This window comes from Acinetobacter calcoaceticus ANC 3811 (assembly GCF_000399665.1).
Taxonomy (GTDB): Bacteria; Pseudomonadota; Gammaproteobacteria; order Pseudomonadales; family Moraxellaceae; genus Acinetobacter; species Acinetobacter calcoaceticus_B.
Window position 1 is genome coordinate 922,624 of record NZ_KB976986.1, and the last position, 17,601, is coordinate 940,224.

The window sequence follows — 17,601 nt, forward strand, 5'->3', positions numbered from 1 at the left end:
GAATTGAACATGGATAAAGAAGTTGATTTATTGGTTATTGGCGGTGGGGCAGCAGGGATGTCCGCAGCACTTTTTGCCAAGCTTAATGGATTAGATGTCTTACTTTGTGAAAAGGCTTCACAGGTAGGTGGTACTTCAGCGACATCAGGTGGAACGATTTGGGCACCAGGATCACATTTGAGTGTTCAAGCAGGTGTTCCCGATGATATTGAGCAAGCTCGAATTTTTCTTAAATCTGTAGTGGGTGAACGTGGTGGTGAAGAACTTCGCGAAGCATTTCTAGCCTCATGTGCGGATATGGTTCGTGATTTAGATGAGAAAACTACAGTTAAGCTTAATGCTTGTTTAGCACATCCCGACTATGTCAAAAACCAACCAGGTGAAGCATTCGGTGGTCGTGCACTTGCGCCAGCTGAATTTGATGCAAGTGTTTTAGGTGCTGACTTTAAATATGTACGTCCTCCACGAGCGGAATTTATGGGCTTAGGCGGCATGATGGTCAATCGAACTGAATTAAATGCCCTGTTAAATCCTATACACAGTTTTCAGAACTTTATGGCCACCTTGAAAGTTGTGGTGCCTTATTTTCTGTCACGTCTACGCTTTAATCGGGGTACACGGCTTGTTATGGGTAATGCTTTGGTGGGCAGCTTATTTTATAATCTTAAACAAAAGCATGTTCCTGTTTGGTTCAATGCACCACTGCAAGAGTTGTTAGTCGAAAAAGGCAAAGTGGTGGGAGCCAAAATTGAAACTGAACAAGGCATAAAAGTCATTCGAGCCCGAAAAGGGATAGTTTTAGCCACAGGTGGTGTGGGGTGGAATATAAAGCTACGTCAACAATTGTTCCCAAAAGGTTTAATCGCAGACTCATTATCACCTTACTCAAACACGGGTGATGGGCTTAGTAAAGCTATGGAAAAAGGTGCAAAACTTGATCCCTCTGTGGACAGTAGTGTGCTGTATTTCCCATGTTCTATTCATGTTCATGCCAACGGTTATAAAGCTATTTGGCCACACATTATTTTAGATCGGGCCAAACCAGGCGTGATAGCAGTCAATGACGATGGCAAACGCTTTGTCAATGAGTCAGATTCGTACCACGACTTTTGTATGGCGCAGCTTAAAACAAATCAGGGTAAATCCCAAATTCAGTCTTACCTGATTTGTGACCAAACTGCGATTCAAAAATATGGTTTAGGTTTTATTTTACCAGGTGCAAAAAAACTCGATTACTACCTTAAAGCAAAGTATTTATTCTCTGCAAACTCACTAGAAGAGCTTGCCCAAAAGGTTGGGATTAACGCTCAAGGATTAGTGAATACCGTTCAACGTTTTAATCACCTCGTTGAACAAGGTGTAGACACCGATTTTGGTAAAGGCAGTGGTGTGATGAATCGTTTTAACGGAGATCCAGAAGTCAAACCTAATCCATGCTTGGGCAAACTTGAGCAAGGTCCATTTTATGCTTTACCTGTTATTCCAATGGACTGTGCGAGTAGCGGCGGGTTAGCTGGTGACATTTATGGTCGAGTGCTTGATCAGAACAATCAGGTTATCACTGGGCTATTTGCCTGTGGTAATGACTTATCTTCAATTTTTAAAGGAACATATCCAGGTCCAGGAACAACACTCGGACCAGGGATGGTATTTGCTTGGCGAATTGCTCAATTTGCCGCAGGAAAACTAAATAAACAAGTGACTGAACAACCTATACAAATGACACAACCACGGAGAACCGCATGAAGCTTTATCAACTGATTAACATCACTATCAAAATGGGTACAACTGCAACTGTTGCAGCTGGTATTCAAAATTTTTACCAAGATACGACAGCTAAGGGTAAGTTACTTGGAGTATTTTTCTCTGATATAGGCGAGCTCAACCAAGTTGTTGTATTACGCAGCTATGCTTCACAACAAGAGCTAGACGATGAAAATACACGGTTAGCAGCACAAGAAAACTTGTTTAGTGCATCTGAAAATATCATCAGATATTCAGTTGAAAATTTTGCTGGTTTCGACTTCTTACCTGAGGTTGAGTTGGGTGAGTTTGGTCCTGTATATGAAATTCGTACTTATGAGTTGAAACATGGTGGTGTTCCTCATGTTCTCGATGCGTGGAAAAATGCAGTGCCAACTCGTACTCAATACTCAAAACTCACAGTAGCTATGTATGCTCTTGATGGCACACCACGTATTGTAAGTATTTGGCCATACGCATCATTGAATGAGCGTTCGGAAGTTCGTGCCAAATCGGTTGCAGACGGCATTTGGCCACCAAAAGGCGGTCCACAGTGGTTGACCCATGAAATGAAGTCAATGATTGCGCTACCAACTTCAGTATCTCCATTGAAATAAAATTCGAGAATGATATGTTAAAAATTAGCCTGCTAAATTAGTGGGCTTTTTAATTTATAAAATATATTTATATATCTTTATTAAGATGTGTTAATTAATAGCGAATGTGGACACTATAAGATTAAAATCAAGCGTTTAATTTTTAGCTATAAAGTCTTTGACATTTGAAAGAAATAAAATAAAAACAATTAAAGATTAAAAAGATACAAAGTACGGTGGAGTCTTGATATAAATTTTATTTCAATATTAATTGATAGTATTGACCCTAAAATCAACTTTAACTTTAGTATAAATTTTAGACCTTGATAACGAATCTATAAGCAGATTTTCAACAGGAGAACAAAGATGGGTTATGTAACCACAAAAGATGGCGTAGAAATTTTCTATAAAGATTGGGGACCACGCGATGCCCAAGTTTTATTTTTTCATCACGGTTGGCCTTTAAGTTCAGATGATTGGGACACACAGTTGCTTTTCTTTTTAGGACAAGGCTACCGTGTTGTGGCTCATGACAGACGTGGTCATGGTCGTTCTAGTCAAGTGTGGGATGGTCACGATATGGACCATTATGCAGATGATGTTGCAGAGGTGGTTAAACATCTGAACATTAAAAACGCAATTCATATTGGCCACTCAACAGGTGGCGGTGAAGTGGCTCACTATATCGCCCGTCATGGTCAAGAGAACGTTGCAAAAGCAGTGCTTGTCAGTGCAGTTCCTCCACTGATGGTTAAAACTGAAAATAATCCTGAAGGGTTACCAAAAGAAGTTTTTGATGACCTACAAAATCAAGTTCTCACAAACCGTGCACAATTCTATCGTGACCTTCCATCTGGCCCGTTTTATGGTTTTAACCGACCTGATGCGAAGCCATCAGAAGGTGTCATTTCTAACTGGTGGCGTCAGGGCATGACCGGTAGTGCAAAAGCACATTACGATGGTATTGTGGCATTTTCACAAACTGACTTCACCGAAGATTTAAAGAAAATCACAGTTCCTGTTTTGGTATTGCATGGTGACGATGATCAAATTGTGCCTTATAAAACTTCTGGCGTGAAATCTGCTGAATTGCTCCCAAATAGCCAACTTAAAATCTATCCAGGTTTTTCTCATGGCATGTTAACGGTGAACCATGAAGTGATTAATGCTGACTTACTGGCGTTTATTCGTGAGTAATTAAAAGCATAAAATTTAAAAAAGTGGAGAAATAAAAACAGCTCGCGTCCAAACAGAAAAGGCTTATAGCCCTATGGTCAATGGTTCACTAACTATCGTGAATTATTTACTCAAAATACAGTTAAAGGTGACACATATACACCTGCAAAGCTGATGGGTTATAAGCTTGTAACCGAGCTGTCAGGTTCTAGTCCACTAGTCATAAATTAATAAAGCTATTATTAAAACAGCATAGTTGTAATAGCCCCGAACAAGAAGTCATTCTTGTTCGGGGAATTTATAAATATTTCAAATAAATATAGTGCTACATAGGTACAAGGAAAATCAGAAAACAAAACACTCCATAAGAAATAATTCAAATTGAATATACTAAAAAGTAGTACATATTTTTTATGAACAAAGGAATGTAAATCATGAGAAAACTAATACTGTTTCTACATGCATCGCTTGATAGTTTTGTCGAAGGTCCAAATGGGGCAATGGACATTGGATGGATTGCCTACGATGCCGATTTGGCAAATCATGCAAAAGAAATTTTAAGCACTGTCGATATGGTGATTTGGGGACGTGCGACTTATCAGATGATGCATAATTACTGGCCAACTATGCTTTCAAACCCAGAAGCTTCGGAGCACGAACGGAATCATGCTAAATGGATTGAAAAGACTGAAAAAATTGTTTTTTCTACTACATTAGACAAAGTTGAATGGAATAACTCCAGACTGGTAAAAGATCATGTCAAAGAAGAAATTAATAAGCTGAAACAGCAAGCAGGCAAGGATATGGTTATTTTAGGTAGCCCGCGTTTCGCACACTATTTGATGCAACTTGATTTAATTGATGAATATAAAATTACAGTTTCACCTGTGTTGATTGGTAATGGATTACCACTATTTCAAGGTATTCAAGAAAAGACAAATCTTAAACTCATCGAAAATAAAACTTTTGCTTCTGGTGCGATAGCTCTTCATTACCAAAAGATAAGCTGACCTTTTCACTAGTAAGGTTCATAACTTTACTAAGCACCGACTTTCAGTAACAGTTTTCTATGCTTTGATGAGGTGATGAATACAATTATAAGTATGAAAAATGAGGTGAGAAAATGTCTAAACGCATATTACATGTCGTGACAAATATTTCACGCTATAAAGATATAGATGAACCGACAGGCCTCTGGTTAGGTGAACTGACCCATGCCTATGATGAGTTTGAGAAACAAAACTACGTACAAGATATTGTCAGTCCAAATGGTGGTAAGACACCGATTGAACCCAAATCACTGGGAGTCTTAGTAGCTGATAAATCAGTAAAAGCGAGAGAAGATGATCAGGCATTTATGACTTTACTCGCTAACACCCATAAACCGTCAGATATTAATTGGCAAGATTATGACGTGATTTACTACACAGGTGGTCACGGTGTGATGTGGGATTTCTTAGACAATCCTGAGCTGCAAGAAATCACCAAAAACATTTATGAAAAGGGCGGTATTGTTTCAAGTGTTTGTCATGGCTATTGTGGCTTGCTCAATGTACGACTTTCAAACGGTGAGAGACTGATAAAAGATAAAAAGTTAACGGGCTTTGCTTGGAGTGAAGAAGTTCTAGCGGGTGTTGCGAAAAAAGTGCCGTACAATGCCGAAGAGTTAGCGAAAGAATATGGCGCTCACTATGAAAAAGCTTTTATTCCATTTGCCTCTCATGTCGTTCAGGATGGAAACCTAATTACGGGTCAAAATCCGTTTTCAGCTACAAAAACTGCTTTAGCGATAATAGAAGAGCTAGAAAAGTCTTAATTGTTAATGATTCAAATATAAACCCGAAAAGCAAAACCAATGACGGCTTTGCTTTTCGGGTGTTTAAATAAAGTGATTTGATCTAGCAACGCTAACTTTAAGGAACAATCACAAAATCAGGGTTGGCTATTGCGAAAGCTGCTTCGCGGTCTGCGGCTGGTGGATAAATCCAGACGGTATTAATCTCGCGTTTAATTTTTTTAGCTTCATCACGCACAAATTGAACCTGACGACCCCAACCTTCGCTATAGAGTGCGCCCCAAGGACCTAAATCAACACAAGTCACATACTTCGGTTGACTGTATGCATGAAGTGGTAGATCAACTAGTTCTGCCGCAGCGTTGTAACCCGCTACACGACCTAGGCTCATGGCGTGCTGACACGACATCACGTTAAAGTTACCTAAATCATCGGTTGGAACTTTTACAGTATCGCCCGTGACAAAAACATTTTTTGCTTCAGGTGCATGTAAATAAGCATCACCTAAAATACGTCCTAAATTATCTTTTTCACCAGTAACTTGAGAGGTGAGTGAGTTGGCTCGCATGCCGGCAGTCCAAATCACGGTTTCTGTTTCAATTCTTTCGCCATTAGAAAGCGTTACACCAGCGGCATCTAGCGCCGTAACCCGTAGTCCAGCTTTACCTTCCACACCAAGCTCGCTAAGAGCTTCTCGAATAACGGTAGCAGCTTGGTCACCCATCGCCGCGCCAATTTCTGTTGAGGAATCAACTAAAACTACACGGACATTAGTTTCACCTAAAATGCTACGCAGACGTTCAGGCATTTCGGTAACGGTTTCTAACCCAGTAAGACCACCACCGGCAACGACCACCGTATTACGCGCTGCATTTGCAGGTTTATTGGCTAAGTTTTTAAGGTGCTGATCTAGTTTCTCAGCATCTTCTAGTGTGCTTACGCTAAAGCCATATTCGGTAAGACCTGATATAGGCGGCATAAACGTCGTACTTCCGGTTGCCAGAATAAAACGGTCATAGGTTAAAGTTTGTTTGCTGCCATCGGTGGTTGAAACTTCAATTGCCTGTTGGTCGACATCAATTTTATTTACCCAACCTGCTAGAAATTTAACCCCAACCACACTTAATAACTCTGAAATATCAGGGTTCATATTTTCAAGCACAGCTTCATAAAGACGAGGACGAATACCAACATTCGGGCTAGGGGAAACCATCACCACTTCAATGTTTTGTTCTTGCGACGCTAAGTGAATTGCTCTTTGTGCTGCGAGTGCAGCCCATAAACCAGCAAAGCCAGAACCAGCAATAATAATACGCTTACTCATTTGATTATCCTTTTGATAGATTTTCGGACAACAAATTCCTGCTCATCACCAAATTTAGGGTGAGCGAATCCTTTCTCTGATTGTCCGAAAAATCTGAGAAGGCATTTAAAACGATTAGGGGATGTTATTGCTCTAGGGGTTGAGACCCTTTCAGCTCATTAGTCGGGGGTATCCCGTGAGATTTTGTTTTTCCGCATTTTTGCTGTTCTTCCTTCGATGCGTTCATTGATCCAGCCATTTACATCACTAAAAAATACGTCGGGTGCATAACGGCCAAAACGGTCAGCAATATCACCAAGTGTATGAGCACCTAAAGCATCTCGCATAGCTTTTTCTGCTTGTAGCATGACTGCATGCACTGCACATACACCACTGGTTGCCCAATCTGGTGGAGTATGATTAAAGACCGCGCATTTACCACGAACTTCTTGGCATTCAAAGAGCGGTTTTTCACCTTCGATAGCATTCACAATATCTAAAAAACTGATTTCATGAGCGGATCGAGCGAGTAAATATCCACCACGAACACCTTCTTGAGCAATAACGAGACCTGCCTTTTCAAGTTTAGGAAAAATCTTTGCCATAAAACTTGGAGAGACTCCTTGTAATTCAGCAAGATCCTTACTACTCAAAGGTTTGTCTTCATTGTTCACGAGAAAAAGAAGACAGTGAATCGCATACTCGACGCTACTAGTGATATAAGCCATTTAATTTCATAATTGATCAATTACAAACACAGACTAATGTAGTCTGTGTTTTAAGTCAATAATAAAACTAAGACAAAGTTAGTCCTAGTTTTTAAAAGGCTCTTTTAAAGCGTTAATAATTAATATATCTAATTGAATAATTTAAATTTTATTAAATAATAAATTTATAAAAATTTATTTAGTTCTCTTGAGTGTAAAAAAATCTAGTAGATGTTTAATGAGGTGGTTCACAACTTATAAGTAAGATAGATGAAAGGGGATAGGCACTTATCATTTATTTATAGAGTCTTTTAAATTATATTTGTGTAGATTGTTTCAATTAAAATATTGAATAGCTTTATCTGAATAAAAATATTTTTTATATAGCATGATGAATGAATAAGAGAGTTGTTTTGAAAACTGAATTTATTATTAGATGTATTTATGCACTTTGTCTTATCAGTGCAGGGTTCAACCATTTACAAACTGTTCTAATGCATGGTTTGTTTTGGGACTATAACAATGCACCACTATTTACCTGTATTTATTGGACATCTTTAACATTTATCGATCCACTTGCAGCAATTCTTCTATTTTATAGACCCCGTATAGGCTTAATTCTAACTTTTCTCATTATATTTAGTGATGTCATTCACAACACTTGGATTACATTAAAAGTGGGCCGAGACTTGCTCAACTATATGTATATTTCCCAATTTTTATTTCTGGTTTTTGTTTTGTGCACAATTAAGTTTCCTTGGAAGGCATATAAGACAAGTTAAAATTTAAAGATAGGAGAGTAAAAGCATCCTTTTACTCTCCAAATAATTTCTTCAAACTTACGAACGCCACCAATAATTTTCAACATTTGGCTCATTTAGGTTCAGTACTTCTCCCATTTGCGGTGTGCTAATCGCTAACGCATTTTCTTTAGCTAAACCGACAATACGTTCAAACGGGTCATCCCAAGCATGAAGTGCCAAGTCAAAAGTACCGTTGTGCACAGGCAATAAATGACGACCTTTTAAATCGATATGTGCTTGCAAAGTTTGCTCTGGTTGCATGTGAACATCAGGCCATTCAGGGTCATAAGCACCAGTTTCTAACATGGTTAAATCAAATGGGCCATAACGATGTCCAATCTCTTTAAACCCATCAAAATAGCCTGTGTCACCGCTGAAAAATACCCGTAGATCATTATCAATAATCACCCACGAAGCCCAAAGCGTCGCATTGCTATCACCCATACCACGGCCTGAAAAATGATGAGCAGGGGTAGCCACCAATTTTAGTCCATCCACATGGGTCGTATCCCACCAATCAAGTTGTTGAACTTTTTCTGCTGGAATTCCCCATTTAATGAGTGTGTCACCGACACCAAGCGGTGTTAAGAAATGCTCAACTTCATCGTTAAGCTGCATGACCGCATGGTAGTCGAGGTGGTCGTAGTGGTTATGTGACAAAATCACGCCTTTAATGGGTGGCAACTCTGCAATGCTAATCGGTGGCTGATGGAAACGTTTTGGTCCAAGCCATTGAAAAGGTGATGCACGCTCTGAAAAAACTGGGTCAGTTAACCAAAATTCATTTTGCAGTTTTAACAAGATGGTTGAGTGACCCAAACGAAATAGAGAGCGATCGGGTGCACTTAATAACTGTTCTTTCGACAAACTTAAAACAGTAATTTCTCTGTTTGGAACGGTGTCTTTTGGTTTGTTAAATAGAAACTTCCACATAAGCTGAAGCGTTTTGCCAAAAGAAGGCTTGTGTTGGTTGGGACGCGTATTTCTAAATTTGCCATTGTGCTGTTGAGATGGCATTAAGGGAGAAGGCAAGTCTGTTGTGTTTGAAATAGTCATCTTGTTTTTCCTTATTGGAACAAACCTATATGTGCAAATAAGAACTTGGGCTAAGTGCTTATTTTGATTTATTTAAATGAGTATTTGCTCACTCATTAATTGGTTTAAAAATAAGGACGCCGTGCATCCTTAACTTTTATCTAAATTGAAACTGCATGCCAAAACGCTTCAAAACCAGATTTACGATAAAGCTCGGTTTGAGAAGGGTCTTGGGCAATAAAATTGAGTGTAACTTCGGCAAGTGCACCTAAAATTGAAGCAATAAATAACGGTGGATAATCTCTTAATTTGCCATCGTTAATACGTTCTTGAATGTTTTGGGTGAGGTCACAAAAGGTTTGCATGCCAATTTGTTTGCTTTGCTCAGTAATTTGTTCCGAAGTCGAAAGCTGTGCCATGACTTTTCGTTTAAGAGGAGCTTCTAAACTCCAGTCCAAATAGCTTTGCCAGATATGTGACATTTGTGTTTGTAAATCAGAATCAGCAGGGTAACCAAGCATCATGACCTGACGTAGTTCAGCCTTTAGTGAAAGATATAACTGGTTCAGCAGTTCTTCTTTATTGCTAAAATAGGTAAATAAAGTACCTTCCGCTACACCAGCGACTTTTGCAATTTTTGAGGTAGACGCACGCTCGCCAAGCTCTGCTAATGTTTCAATAGCAGCACTTAAAATTGCATTACGTTTATCTTCACTGCGTGGACGAGCCATATACAAATACATTAATTGAGTGATTACTCAATCATACATAAAAATAATGAGAGAGCAATCTGTATTTTGTGTGAGAACGTAAAAAATTAGATAAAGCTATAGATTCAAACCTATAGAATTAGCGATTTCTATAAGAGTGAATTATAAAAAAAGACCATGAGTTGATCTTTTTTATAGTTTAGAACAAGCCTTTAGGCGACCGAAAAGTATTTAAACTATTCATCTGACGAGACAAATTGCAAAACCACTTTTCCTTTTGTTCGTCCCGAATTTACGTACTGAAGGGCTTCTTTAATTTGCACAAACTCATATATTTGGTCAACTACGGGTTTAATTTTTCCAGCGTCGACCAATTCGGAAATTTTTGAGAGCTGCTGCCCGTTCGGTTGCATAAATAGAAATGAATAGGTAACGCCACGTTTTTTTGCTTTATGTCGGATTGACCAGCTTAGAAGCGGGATAACACATTTTAGAAAACGGTTCAGATTAAATGCTTCTGTAGTAGCTTGATCGGGTGGACCCGCAAGACTGATAAGTCGCCCACCACGTTTAAGCACATTGACTGATTTCTCTAAGGTTTTTCCACCTTGCGTATCTAAAACTACATCATAGTCTTTAAGTTCTTGCTCAAAATCTGTGGTTTTATAGTCAACAATGATGTCGGCACCCAACTCTCTAACCCACTGAGTGTTTTTACCACTTGTTGTCGTTGCAACAATAGCCCCTAAGGATTTGGCAAGTTGAATTGCGATTGAACCAACACCACCTGAACCAGCGTGAATCAGTACTTTTTGTCCTGCCTGAACTTTTGCCATTTCAACCAGAGCTTGCCATGCTGTTAATGTCACTAAAGGTAAAGAGGCCGCCTGCTCCATAGAAAGATTTTGAGGTTTAAGTGCAAGTGAAGACTGTTGGACCACTGTATATTCTGCAAAAGCACCATGCAGGTCGGTCTTGGCATAGACTTCATCTCCAGCTTTAAACTGGCTCACATTTGACCCAACTTCTACGACTGTACCTGCAAAATCATTGCCTAATATGAAAGGAAACTTCAGTGGCAGAATTGCTTTAAGTTCGCCCTCTAAAACTTTTAAGTCGAGAGGGTTAATACTTGCAGCATGAACTTTAACAAGCACGCCATCTTCGGTTAGATTAGGCCTAGTCTGTTCATCGAACTGTACATCATCAATATTGCCATAACGGCTAATGTAGGCTGCTTTCATTTGAAACCTCTATTTCTCGAAATTATTTTTAAAGTTTTATAGGCTTGGGTTTGTTCTAAACTTTCAAGCTGCGGTGAATTAATTTGTCAAAGATCTTTGCAGGTGCAAATCGTCTTAACGCTTTTAAGTTTTTTGCAGTTTTTCCTGCTGTGTAGCGTGGTACGACCTGTTGGCTTTGAATGACGGTTAAAATTGTATTGGCAACCACACTCGGGTCATCTGACTTATTAATTGAATTAATCATTTGTTTATGTAGCTTTTCACGAGTTTGATCGTAAAAAGAAATTTTATTGTCTGCTTCGAGTAAGTTTACTCCCAAAGACGTATTGGTGTAAGCAGGTTCAATAAGTGACACACGAATGCCTTGAGATCTTAATTCGTGATCTAAAGATTCAGAGTAACCTTCAAGTGCATGTTTTGAAGCAGAGTAAAGTGCACCAAAAGGCATTGGTAAAAGCCCAAGAATTGAACTGATATTTATGATCAATCCTGATTTTTTCTGACGCATGTATGGAATTACCGCACGAGTCATGCGAACTGCACCAAAAAAGTTGGTATCAAAAATAGCCTGTGCTTGCTGCATTGAACTTTCTTCGGCACCAGCAGGTGCAATTGCAAATCCTGCATTGTTAATTAAAACATCAATTTTGCCTTCGTTTGCGATGACTTTTTCAATAGCTTGAGCAACTGAATTCTCTTGATTTACATCTAACTCAATAAGATGAAACTTATGTTTTGATGGATTTTTTGCTCGTCGACTTGTGCCATAAACAATAAATCCTGCCTCATGTAAAAGCTCTGCGGTTGCTAAGCCAATACCCGAAGATGCGCCTGTAATCAGAACCACTTTGCCAGCCATATGATGTTCCTCACTCAAATTTTGTAGCCAATTCACGAATGAATTTTGGCTTGATTTTTTCATCATAATCTAAAAATAAAATAGTTACTACTAAAAAGATAGTGACAATACATTTTTGCCTGTGTATAGTTAGTATTAAATCGATACTAACTCTGTTTTTTATCTTTTCTCCCTTTGAAAGATCACTCATAAAAAACAGATGAATCAGATCAATGAATTAAATTTGAGGATCAGAGAAATGAATTTTTTATTAAATACAGTGGCTATGAGTTTGACGGCGTTATCTGTTTTTAGCGCTCCCTTTACTCAGGCAGAGGTTGTGCCATCGGTTTCTTTTAATGAACCATCAATTCAGGCCCATAAAGTGTCATCAAGTGCTGTTAGCAATCCGCAAGAAGGGCAACACGCCGAGCAACATACAAATTGGAAAAATGTACCAACTCAATTTATTCGTGCGGGTGACGTTAACTTTGCTTATAGAGAATATGGTCAACAAAACGGTGGGACACCTGTCATTTTTTTAAACCATTTAGCTGCTGTTCTAGATAACTGGGACCCACGGATTATTGATGGAATTGCGGCTAAACATCATGTTGTGGTGTTTGATAATCGTGGTGTTGGTGCTTCTACGGGTAAACCAGCCCAGTCGATTGAGCAGATGGCAGATGATGCGATTGCTTTTATTCAAGCTAAAGGATTTAAAAAGGTTGATTTATTTGGCTTCTCGATGGGTGGCATGATTTCACAAGAGATTGCTCTTAAACAGCCGAATTTAATTCGAAAAATGATTTTGTCGGGAACTGGCCCTGCTGGTGGTACAGGCATTAGTACCGTGGGGCGAATTTCTAATTGGGATTTAGTCCGTGGAATGGTGACTGGTCAAGACCCTAAAGTTTATCTTTTCTTCACACGTACAGAAAATGGTAAAGCTGCTGCAAAACAGTTTATTCAACGTATTAATGAACGTACTGAAAATCGCGATAAAGAAATCACTATTTCTGCCTATCGTGCCCAGCTTAAAGCACTCAAAAAATGGGGCAGTAAAAAACCTGCTGACCTTTCTGTGATTCAACAACCTGTGTTAGTTGCCAATGGTGATCATGACCGAATGGTTCCAACCGTGAACACCTATGATTTGGCAAAACGTTTACCGAATAACTCTCTGGTTATCTATCCAGATGCAGGCCATGGTGGCATTTTTCAGTTTCATGATGATTTTGTAAAACAATCACTTACATTCTTAGCTAAATAAGAACTCAAATTTAGGACAATGACGATGACAACAATTACACACCAAACAGCGGAGACTCAATTTATTGAAGTAGATGGAGCAAATTTTGCCTATCGTCGATGGGGTAACTCAAACGCAGGGCAACCACCGCTATTTTTTCTTCAACACTTCCGAGGCGGTTTAGACAATTGGGACCCAATCATTACCAATGGTTTAGCACAAGGGCGTGAAGTCATTTTGTTTAATGGTCGAGGCATTGCTTCATCTACAGGTCAGCCTCGTACCCGTATTGAAGATATGGCAGACGACGCAGCAGCAGTCATTCGCGGATTGGGCCTAAAACAAGTTGATTTATTAGGCTTTTCACTCGGCGGGTTTCAGGCACAAGATTTAGTACGCCGTCATCCTGAACTAGTAAGAAAACTTATGCTTTTAGGTACTGGCCCACGAGGGGGCAAACCACGTGGAGATGATCCAGACGTGGCTGCCTTGGTATTAAAGCATGCAACGACTGCTGTGCCATCTGAAGAAGACTTTCTCTTTTTATTTTTTGGCCGATCTGAAGCTGCTATTCAAGCGGGTCATAAATTTTGGAAACGTCGACATGAACGCAAAGATCAAGACACGCCAAGCTCAGTTGAAGTTATGCAGGCACAGATAGAAGCCAATATGCATTTTTTACCTAAACTTGATGAACAAGATCCATTTGCGCATTTACGTGAGATTAAACAACCTACTTTCATTTTAAATGGTGTAGATGATGTGATGATTCCAACCATCAATGCATACCACATGGCACGTAACATTCCAAATGCTCAGCTATTTATCTATCCAGACGCAGGACATGGTGCCCAATTTCAGTACCCTGAACGCTTTGTAAAACATGCAATCCAGTTTTTAGATGAATAATACTCATGAGTTCGGTCCATTCAATTTGATGAATCAAGAAGATAAAAAATGATGAAATTTAGATTATTGCTGTGGATGCTGACCAAGCTCATGCAGCGTGCTGTAAAAAAGAATCCGAAATGTGCAGCTTTTGTGAAGGATAAAAATGTCATCTTTCAGATTCAGACCGCAAGTGGTGAAGGGCGCTATTTTGAAGTGAAAAATGGCAAGATTAACTCTTACTCTGGGCTAACCAAGTCACCAAGTTTTACCTGTACGTTTAAAACGGGTAGCAAAGGGTTTGCAGTATTGTCAGCGAAAGACAGTGTAAACACTTTTTTAACTGCACTTAAAACACAAGACCTTGTCATTAACGGAAATTTTGTAGATGTCATGTGGTTTCAAAGTTTAGTGGACTTTATTCAACCTCATTCAAAATCTTCTTTAACCGTGTGAGATAAGGCCATGACTCATCTGCAATTAAAAATGAATCTTTTGAATCAGCCTTTAACTTTGCCGAATGGAATCATTATTCCAAATCGCTTAGCAAAGGCTGCAACTAGTGAAACCTTAGCCACCTATTCAAATAATCCAACCGAAAAGCATATTCGGCTATATCAGCGTTGGGCTGCCTCAGGTATTGGAATGATCATAACGGGTAATATTATGATTGACCGCAAAGCCTTAGGTGAGGCTGGTAATGTAGTGGTTGAGGATGAACGTGATTTTGCAATTTTACAGAAATGGGCAAAATCCGTGACTGGACAAGGTTCTCAATTGTGGGCACAGTTGAATCATCCGGGGAAACAATCACCGAAAGGATTAAATGTACGTAACATTTCTGCATCTGCAGCGCCATTTGGTGCAGAAATGCAGGCTTTATTTGCGACGCCTGATGAAGCTACAGAAGCAGAGATTTTAGAAATTATTCAACGCTTTGGTCGTAGCGCAGCGATTTGTAAAAAGGCTGGATTTAGTGGAGTCGAGATTCATGCTGCTCATGGTTATCTCATAAATCAGTTTTTATCACCTTTACATAATTTAAGAAATGATGAATGGGGTGGCACATCTGAAAAACGTCGCCGTTTTTTAATGGAAGTTTATGCCGAAATCCGTAAACAAGTAGGTAAAGAGTTTCCGATTGCGATTAAGCTTAACTCGGCAGACTTTCAAAAAGGTGGTTTTACCGAGCAAGACTCTTTAAAAACCATTCAGGCTTTAGCAGATGCAGGCATTGATCTTATAGAAATATCAGGCGGCACCTATGAGTCTGGCGTAGCCAAAGCGCCACAAAAAGCATCGACAATTGTACGAGAAGCTTTCTTTATTGATTTCGCAGAAAAAGTAAGAAAACTCGTAAAAACACCTTTAATGGTGACAGGTGGTTTTCGAACTGTAGAAGGTATGAATCAAGCTTTGCAGTCTCAAGCATGTGATGTTATTGGGATTGCAAGAATTATGGCCATTGAACCTGATGTACCCAAATCTTTACTGGCAGGTAAAAATGGTCTTCAGTCGGTGCATCATATTAAAACAGGTATTAAGAAGATCGATAGCCTGGGTATTATGGAAGTACTTTGGTACACCCAACAACTAAAACGCATTGGAAAAGGTAAAGAACCGAAACCTAAAGAAAGTGGTTTATGGGCATTTATTAAATCAGTTTTACGCAGTGGTTGGGGAACGTATGCCACTCAACGCACACGGGCAAAATAACCCATTTACTTTACCTTAGGCCAATAAAAAGCACTCTTATTGAGTGCTTTTATATATTTATATTATTCGCCTTTTTGACTAATCGGACGGGTACCAATTTCAGCACCAGTCATCTGATCAATCACAATAGGCTTAATTTCAGTGCCTTGTTCTGCATCAATGAAAGTCACCATCTTTTCGGGGTGTTCAAAGGGTTTATATTTTCGCCCCCATGCACCGATAACAAATAAAGCTGGTAAAAAATCTTTACCCGCTTGAGTTAACACATATTCTTCACGTGGTGGATGTTCAGAGTATTGTCTTTTTTCAAGTAAGCCTTCGTCGACTAAAACCGATAACCGCTTTGTTAGCATGGTTGGCGCAATACCTAAGCTTTTGCGGAACTGATCAAAACGTGTAAAACCTGCATGAGCATCTCGTAATATCAACATGCTCCACGCATCACCTAAAACTGAAAGTGTTCTGGCGATTGGGCAGACTTCAAGATTGCTATTTTTACTCATATCAAATTAATAAACTTAGTGGTAACTACTAAAAAAATACTAACATAGTTCTATTTGATAAGCTATTAAGCGCTTGTATCAGGCAAGTAAAAGGGATGTATCTCTAAGAGAGATTTTAGCTTAAGTACCAAACTTAGGAGTTTTACAGACGCTGTATTCTTATTGATTCTTTCTAAATGTAATGGGTGTTTGACCTGTCCATTTCTTAAAAGCTCGCGTGAAATTTGTAGGTTGTATATAGCCGAGATAAAGTGCAATTTCTTGTATATCCATATCACTCGTAAGTAACAAGTGTTCAGCTTCTTTTTGTTGAGCCTCTTCAAGTAATTGAATATATGAAGAACCCACTTGGTTCAAATGGCGCCGTAATGTTCGGCTGGACATATTTAAGCGATTGGCAATTTCATCAAATGAAGGATAACCAATCTGTGGTTTGAGGTTTAGTTCAGCTTTTACGGTCAGGCATATATCTTTAATTTGCTCGGAAAAACGAATTTGTTCAGCTTCACACTGTGCCAGAGCTTGTTTAAAAGCAATCGGATCTGCCATTTTAATGGGTAAATCTAGAAGCTTTTTAGTATATCGAATTTGATTAGTCGCTTGGTTAAAGCGAATAGATGGCAGTAAGTGTTGATACGCTGGGTGATAGGTGGGTTCAGGCCAATCTACCCATAACTCGATTTCAGCAGAATCATGTTCTATCAAGAATTGGCCAGTTTGAATCACACCAATCATTAAACATTCATAAAAAAAGCGTCTAAGCGTTTCCGCTTGTTCGGGTTGATTGCTGACAATTGGGTGAGTTTCATTAATTTCAATAATAGAAAACTCATTATTTTCAAGCAAAGCAATACGATAATCTTTTAATCGCATATTAAAGAATTGCGTTGAAACCTCAATGGCCTGTCGCAGGTTTGGACTACTCATAAGGGCGTATCCCATCGGACCATGAGCAGTTAAACGCAGTTTTAATCCATATTCATATCCTAAACCTGAATCTTTCGACAATAACAGGCTTTCCCACGCCAGTTTAGACCACTGTACGGGAGTAATTCGCGCATCTAGTTGATCTAAAAGGTTTAAGGGAATTTTACTTTTCTTCAAAATTTCAAGGGCTGAAAACCCTTTGTCGACCATGATTTCTAACAATAAATGCGCATAAGAAATAGGAATACTGGCTTTGGAAAGCCCATAAGGATCTTTCATATTGTTTTTTATTGTGGCCGAAAATGATTATCAGTATGTCTGATCCACATCTCACGCTCAAGTTAAAAATTCGGAATAATCAAATT

At 39.1% G+C, this 17,601-nt stretch carries 18 protein-coding genes and 1 pseudogene; 11 read left to right on the forward strand and 8 right to left on the reverse strand.

Annotated features, from left to right (window positions below; translation table 11 throughout):
• The first annotated feature begins 9 nt into the window (after positions 1 to 9).
• The 6 genes and pseudogenes from F935_RS05610 (at position 10) to F935_RS05630 (ending at position 5,331) form a co-directional block, all read left to right on the forward strand.
• The gene (locus F935_RS05610; RefSeq protein WP_016138013.1) at positions 10 to 1,746 is read left to right on the forward strand and encodes an FAD-dependent oxidoreductase; all 1,737 of its coding nucleotides are present in this window, start codon (positions 10 to 12) and stop codon (positions 1,744 to 1,746) included.
• Positions 1,743 to 2,360: an NIPSNAP family protein gene (locus F935_RS05615; protein WP_016138014.1), complete on the forward strand. Its 618-nt coding sequence runs from the start codon at positions 1,743 to 1,745 to the stop codon at positions 2,358 to 2,360. The genes F935_RS05610 and F935_RS05615 overlap by 4 nt, the downstream gene beginning before the upstream one ends.
• 345 nt (positions 2,361 to 2,705) lie before the next feature.
• Positions 2,706 to 3,536: an alpha/beta fold hydrolase gene (locus tag F935_RS05620; protein WP_016138015.1), complete on the forward strand. Its 831-nt coding sequence runs from the start codon at positions 2,706 to 2,708 to the stop codon at positions 3,534 to 3,536.
• Positions 3,537 to 3,561: 25 nt separating this feature from the next.
• A pseudogene (locus F935_RS18255) lies at positions 3,562 to 3,746 on the forward strand (hypothetical protein); the annotation flags it as partial.
• Between the two features lie 203 nt (positions 3,747 to 3,949).
• Positions 3,950 to 4,525 (forward strand): dihydrofolate reductase family protein, encoded by a 576-nt coding sequence (locus F935_RS05625; RefSeq protein ID WP_016138016.1) that lies wholly within the window; start codon positions 3,950 to 3,952, stop codon positions 4,523 to 4,525.
• Between the two features lie 113 nt (positions 4,526 to 4,638).
• Positions 4,639 to 5,331 (forward strand): type 1 glutamine amidotransferase domain-containing protein, encoded by a 693-nt coding sequence (locus F935_RS05630; RefSeq protein ID WP_016138017.1) that lies wholly within the window; start codon positions 4,639 to 4,641, stop codon positions 5,329 to 5,331.
• Between the two features lie 97 nt (positions 5,332 to 5,428).
• Here F935_RS05630 and F935_RS05635 read toward each other — a convergent pair whose 3' ends face one another.
• Entirely contained in the window at positions 5,429 to 6,634 is a 1,206-nt protein-coding gene (locus F935_RS05635) for an NAD(P)/FAD-dependent oxidoreductase (RefSeq protein ID WP_016138018.1), read from the reverse strand.
• Positions 6,635 to 6,792: 158 nt separating this feature from the next.
• Positions 6,793 to 7,341, reverse strand: coding sequence for an RrF2 family transcriptional regulator (locus F935_RS05640; protein WP_016138019.1), 549 nt, complete (start codon positions 7,339 to 7,341; stop codon positions 6,793 to 6,795).
• Positions 7,342 to 7,733: 392 nt separating this feature from the next.
• Here F935_RS05640 and F935_RS05645 point away from each other — a divergent pair, with 392 nt between their 5' ends.
• Positions 7,734 to 8,102 (forward strand): hypothetical protein, encoded by a 369-nt coding sequence (locus F935_RS05645; RefSeq protein ID WP_016138020.1) that lies wholly within the window; start codon positions 7,734 to 7,736, stop codon positions 8,100 to 8,102.
• Between the two features lie 57 nt (positions 8,103 to 8,159).
• On the opposite strand, the gene F935_RS05650 is transcribed toward F935_RS05645, so the two are convergent.
• From F935_RS05650 to F935_RS05665, 4 genes are all read right to left on the reverse strand, one after another.
• Positions 8,160 to 9,179 (reverse strand): MBL fold metallo-hydrolase, encoded by a 1,020-nt coding sequence (locus F935_RS05650; protein ID WP_016138021.1) that lies wholly within the window; start codon positions 9,177 to 9,179, stop codon positions 8,160 to 8,162.
• A 140-nt stretch (positions 9,180 to 9,319) separates the two neighbouring features.
• Complete coding sequence (locus tag F935_RS05655; RefSeq protein ID WP_035366076.1) at positions 9,320 to 9,889, reverse strand: TetR/AcrR family transcriptional regulator; 570 nt, start codon at positions 9,887 to 9,889, stop codon at positions 9,320 to 9,322.
• Positions 9,890 to 10,104: 215 nt separating this feature from the next.
• Positions 10,105 to 11,112 carry an NADP-dependent oxidoreductase gene (locus F935_RS05660; RefSeq protein ID WP_016138023.1) on the reverse strand — a complete coding sequence of 336 codons (1,008 nt, stop codon included), beginning with the start codon at positions 11,110 to 11,112 and terminating at the stop codon, positions 10,105 to 10,107.
• 55 nt (positions 11,113 to 11,167) lie between these two features.
• Positions 11,168 to 11,971: an oxidoreductase gene (locus F935_RS05665; protein ID WP_016138024.1), complete on the reverse strand. Its 804-nt coding sequence runs from the start codon at positions 11,969 to 11,971 to the stop codon at positions 11,168 to 11,170.
• Positions 11,972 to 12,209: 238 nt separating this feature from the next.
• On the opposite strand from F935_RS05665, the gene F935_RS05675 reads away from it, so the two are divergent.
• The 4 genes from F935_RS05675 to F935_RS05690 are packed head-to-tail and all read left to right on the forward strand — an operon-like array spanning position 12,210 to position 15,806.
• Positions 12,210 to 13,223: an alpha/beta fold hydrolase gene (locus F935_RS05675; protein ID WP_016138025.1), complete on the forward strand. Its 1,014-nt coding sequence runs from the start codon at positions 12,210 to 12,212 to the stop codon at positions 13,221 to 13,223.
• Positions 13,224 to 13,247: 24 nt separating this feature from the next.
• Positions 13,248 to 14,111 (forward strand): alpha/beta fold hydrolase, encoded by an 864-nt coding sequence (locus tag F935_RS05680; RefSeq protein ID WP_016138026.1) that lies wholly within the window; start codon positions 13,248 to 13,250, stop codon positions 14,109 to 14,111.
• A gap of 48 nt (positions 14,112 to 14,159) precedes the next feature.
• Positions 14,160 to 14,546, forward strand: a complete 387-nt coding sequence (locus tag F935_RS05685; protein WP_016138027.1) for a hypothetical protein — start codon at positions 14,160 to 14,162, stop codon at positions 14,544 to 14,546.
• 9 nt (positions 14,547 to 14,555) lie between these two features.
• The gene (locus F935_RS05690; RefSeq protein WP_016138028.1) at positions 14,556 to 15,806 is read left to right on the forward strand and encodes an NADH:flavin oxidoreductase/NADH oxidase family protein; all 1,251 of its coding nucleotides are present in this window, start codon (positions 14,556 to 14,558) and stop codon (positions 15,804 to 15,806) included.
• Positions 15,807 to 15,868: 62 nt separating this feature from the next.
• Here the strand turns inward: F935_RS05690 and F935_RS05695 are convergent, their stop codons facing one another.
• Both F935_RS05695 and F935_RS05700 read right to left on the reverse strand, forming a co-directional pair.
• Positions 15,869 to 16,309 (reverse strand): winged helix-turn-helix transcriptional regulator, encoded by a 441-nt coding sequence (locus F935_RS05695; RefSeq protein ID WP_016138029.1) that lies wholly within the window; start codon positions 16,307 to 16,309, stop codon positions 15,869 to 15,871.
• Positions 16,310 to 16,468: 159 nt separating this feature from the next.
• Entirely contained in the window at positions 16,469 to 17,515 is a 1,047-nt protein-coding gene (locus F935_RS05700; RefSeq protein WP_016138030.1) for an AraC family transcriptional regulator, read from the reverse strand.
• Between the last annotated feature and the right edge of the window lie 86 nt (positions 17,516 to 17,601).

What these genes read in the sequence shown, in the direction of transcription:
- F935_RS05610 (WP_016138013.1), top strand. Translation starts at nt 10, where the DNA reads ATGGATAAAGAAGTTGATTTATTGGTTATTGGCGGTGGGGCAGCAGGG.
- F935_RS05615 (WP_016138014.1), top strand. Translation starts at nt 1,743, where the DNA reads ATGAAGCTTTATCAACTGATTAACATCACTATCAAAATGGGTACAACT.
- F935_RS05620 (WP_016138015.1), top strand. Translation starts at nt 2,706, where the DNA reads ATGGGTTATGTAACCACAAAAGATGGCGTAGAAATTTTCTATAAAGAT.
- F935_RS05625 (WP_016138016.1), top strand. Translation starts at nt 3,950, where the DNA reads ATGAGAAAACTAATACTGTTTCTACATGCATCGCTTGATAGTTTTGTC.
- F935_RS05630 (WP_016138017.1), top strand. Translation starts at nt 4,639, where the DNA reads ATGTCTAAACGCATATTACATGTCGTGACAAATATTTCACGCTATAAA.
- F935_RS05635 (WP_016138018.1), bottom strand. Translation starts at nt 6,634, where the DNA reads ATGAGTAAGCGTATTATTATTGCTGGTTCTGGCTTTGCTGGTTTATGG.
- F935_RS05640 (WP_016138019.1), bottom strand. Translation starts at nt 7,341, where the DNA reads ATGGCTTATATCACTAGTAGCGTCGAGTATGCGATTCACTGTCTTCTT.
- F935_RS05650 (WP_016138021.1), bottom strand. Translation starts at nt 9,179, where the DNA reads ATGACTATTTCAAACACAACAGACTTGCCTTCTCCCTTAATGCCATCT.
- F935_RS05655 (WP_035366076.1), bottom strand. Translation starts at nt 9,889, where the DNA reads ATGGCTCGTCCACGCAGTGAAGATAAACGTAATGCAATTTTAAGTGCT.
- F935_RS05660 (WP_016138023.1), bottom strand. Translation starts at nt 11,112, where the DNA reads ATGAAAGCAGCCTACATTAGCCGTTATGGCAATATTGATGATGTACAG.
- F935_RS05665 (WP_016138024.1), bottom strand. Translation starts at nt 11,971, where the DNA reads ATGGCTGGCAAAGTGGTTCTGATTACAGGCGCATCTTCGGGTATTGGC.
- F935_RS05675 (WP_016138025.1), top strand. Translation starts at nt 12,210, where the DNA reads ATGAATTTTTTATTAAATACAGTGGCTATGAGTTTGACGGCGTTATCT.
- F935_RS05680 (WP_016138026.1), top strand. Translation starts at nt 13,248, where the DNA reads ATGACAACAATTACACACCAAACAGCGGAGACTCAATTTATTGAAGTA.
- F935_RS05685 (WP_016138027.1), top strand. Translation starts at nt 14,160, where the DNA reads ATGATGAAATTTAGATTATTGCTGTGGATGCTGACCAAGCTCATGCAG.
- F935_RS05690 (WP_016138028.1), top strand. Translation starts at nt 14,556, where the DNA reads ATGACTCATCTGCAATTAAAAATGAATCTTTTGAATCAGCCTTTAACT.
- F935_RS05695 (WP_016138029.1), bottom strand. Translation starts at nt 16,309, where the DNA reads ATGAGTAAAAATAGCAATCTTGAAGTCTGCCCAATCGCCAGAACACTT.
- F935_RS05700 (WP_016138030.1), bottom strand. Translation starts at nt 17,515, where the DNA reads ATGAAAGATCCTTATGGGCTTTCCAAAGCCAGTATTCCTATTTCTTAT.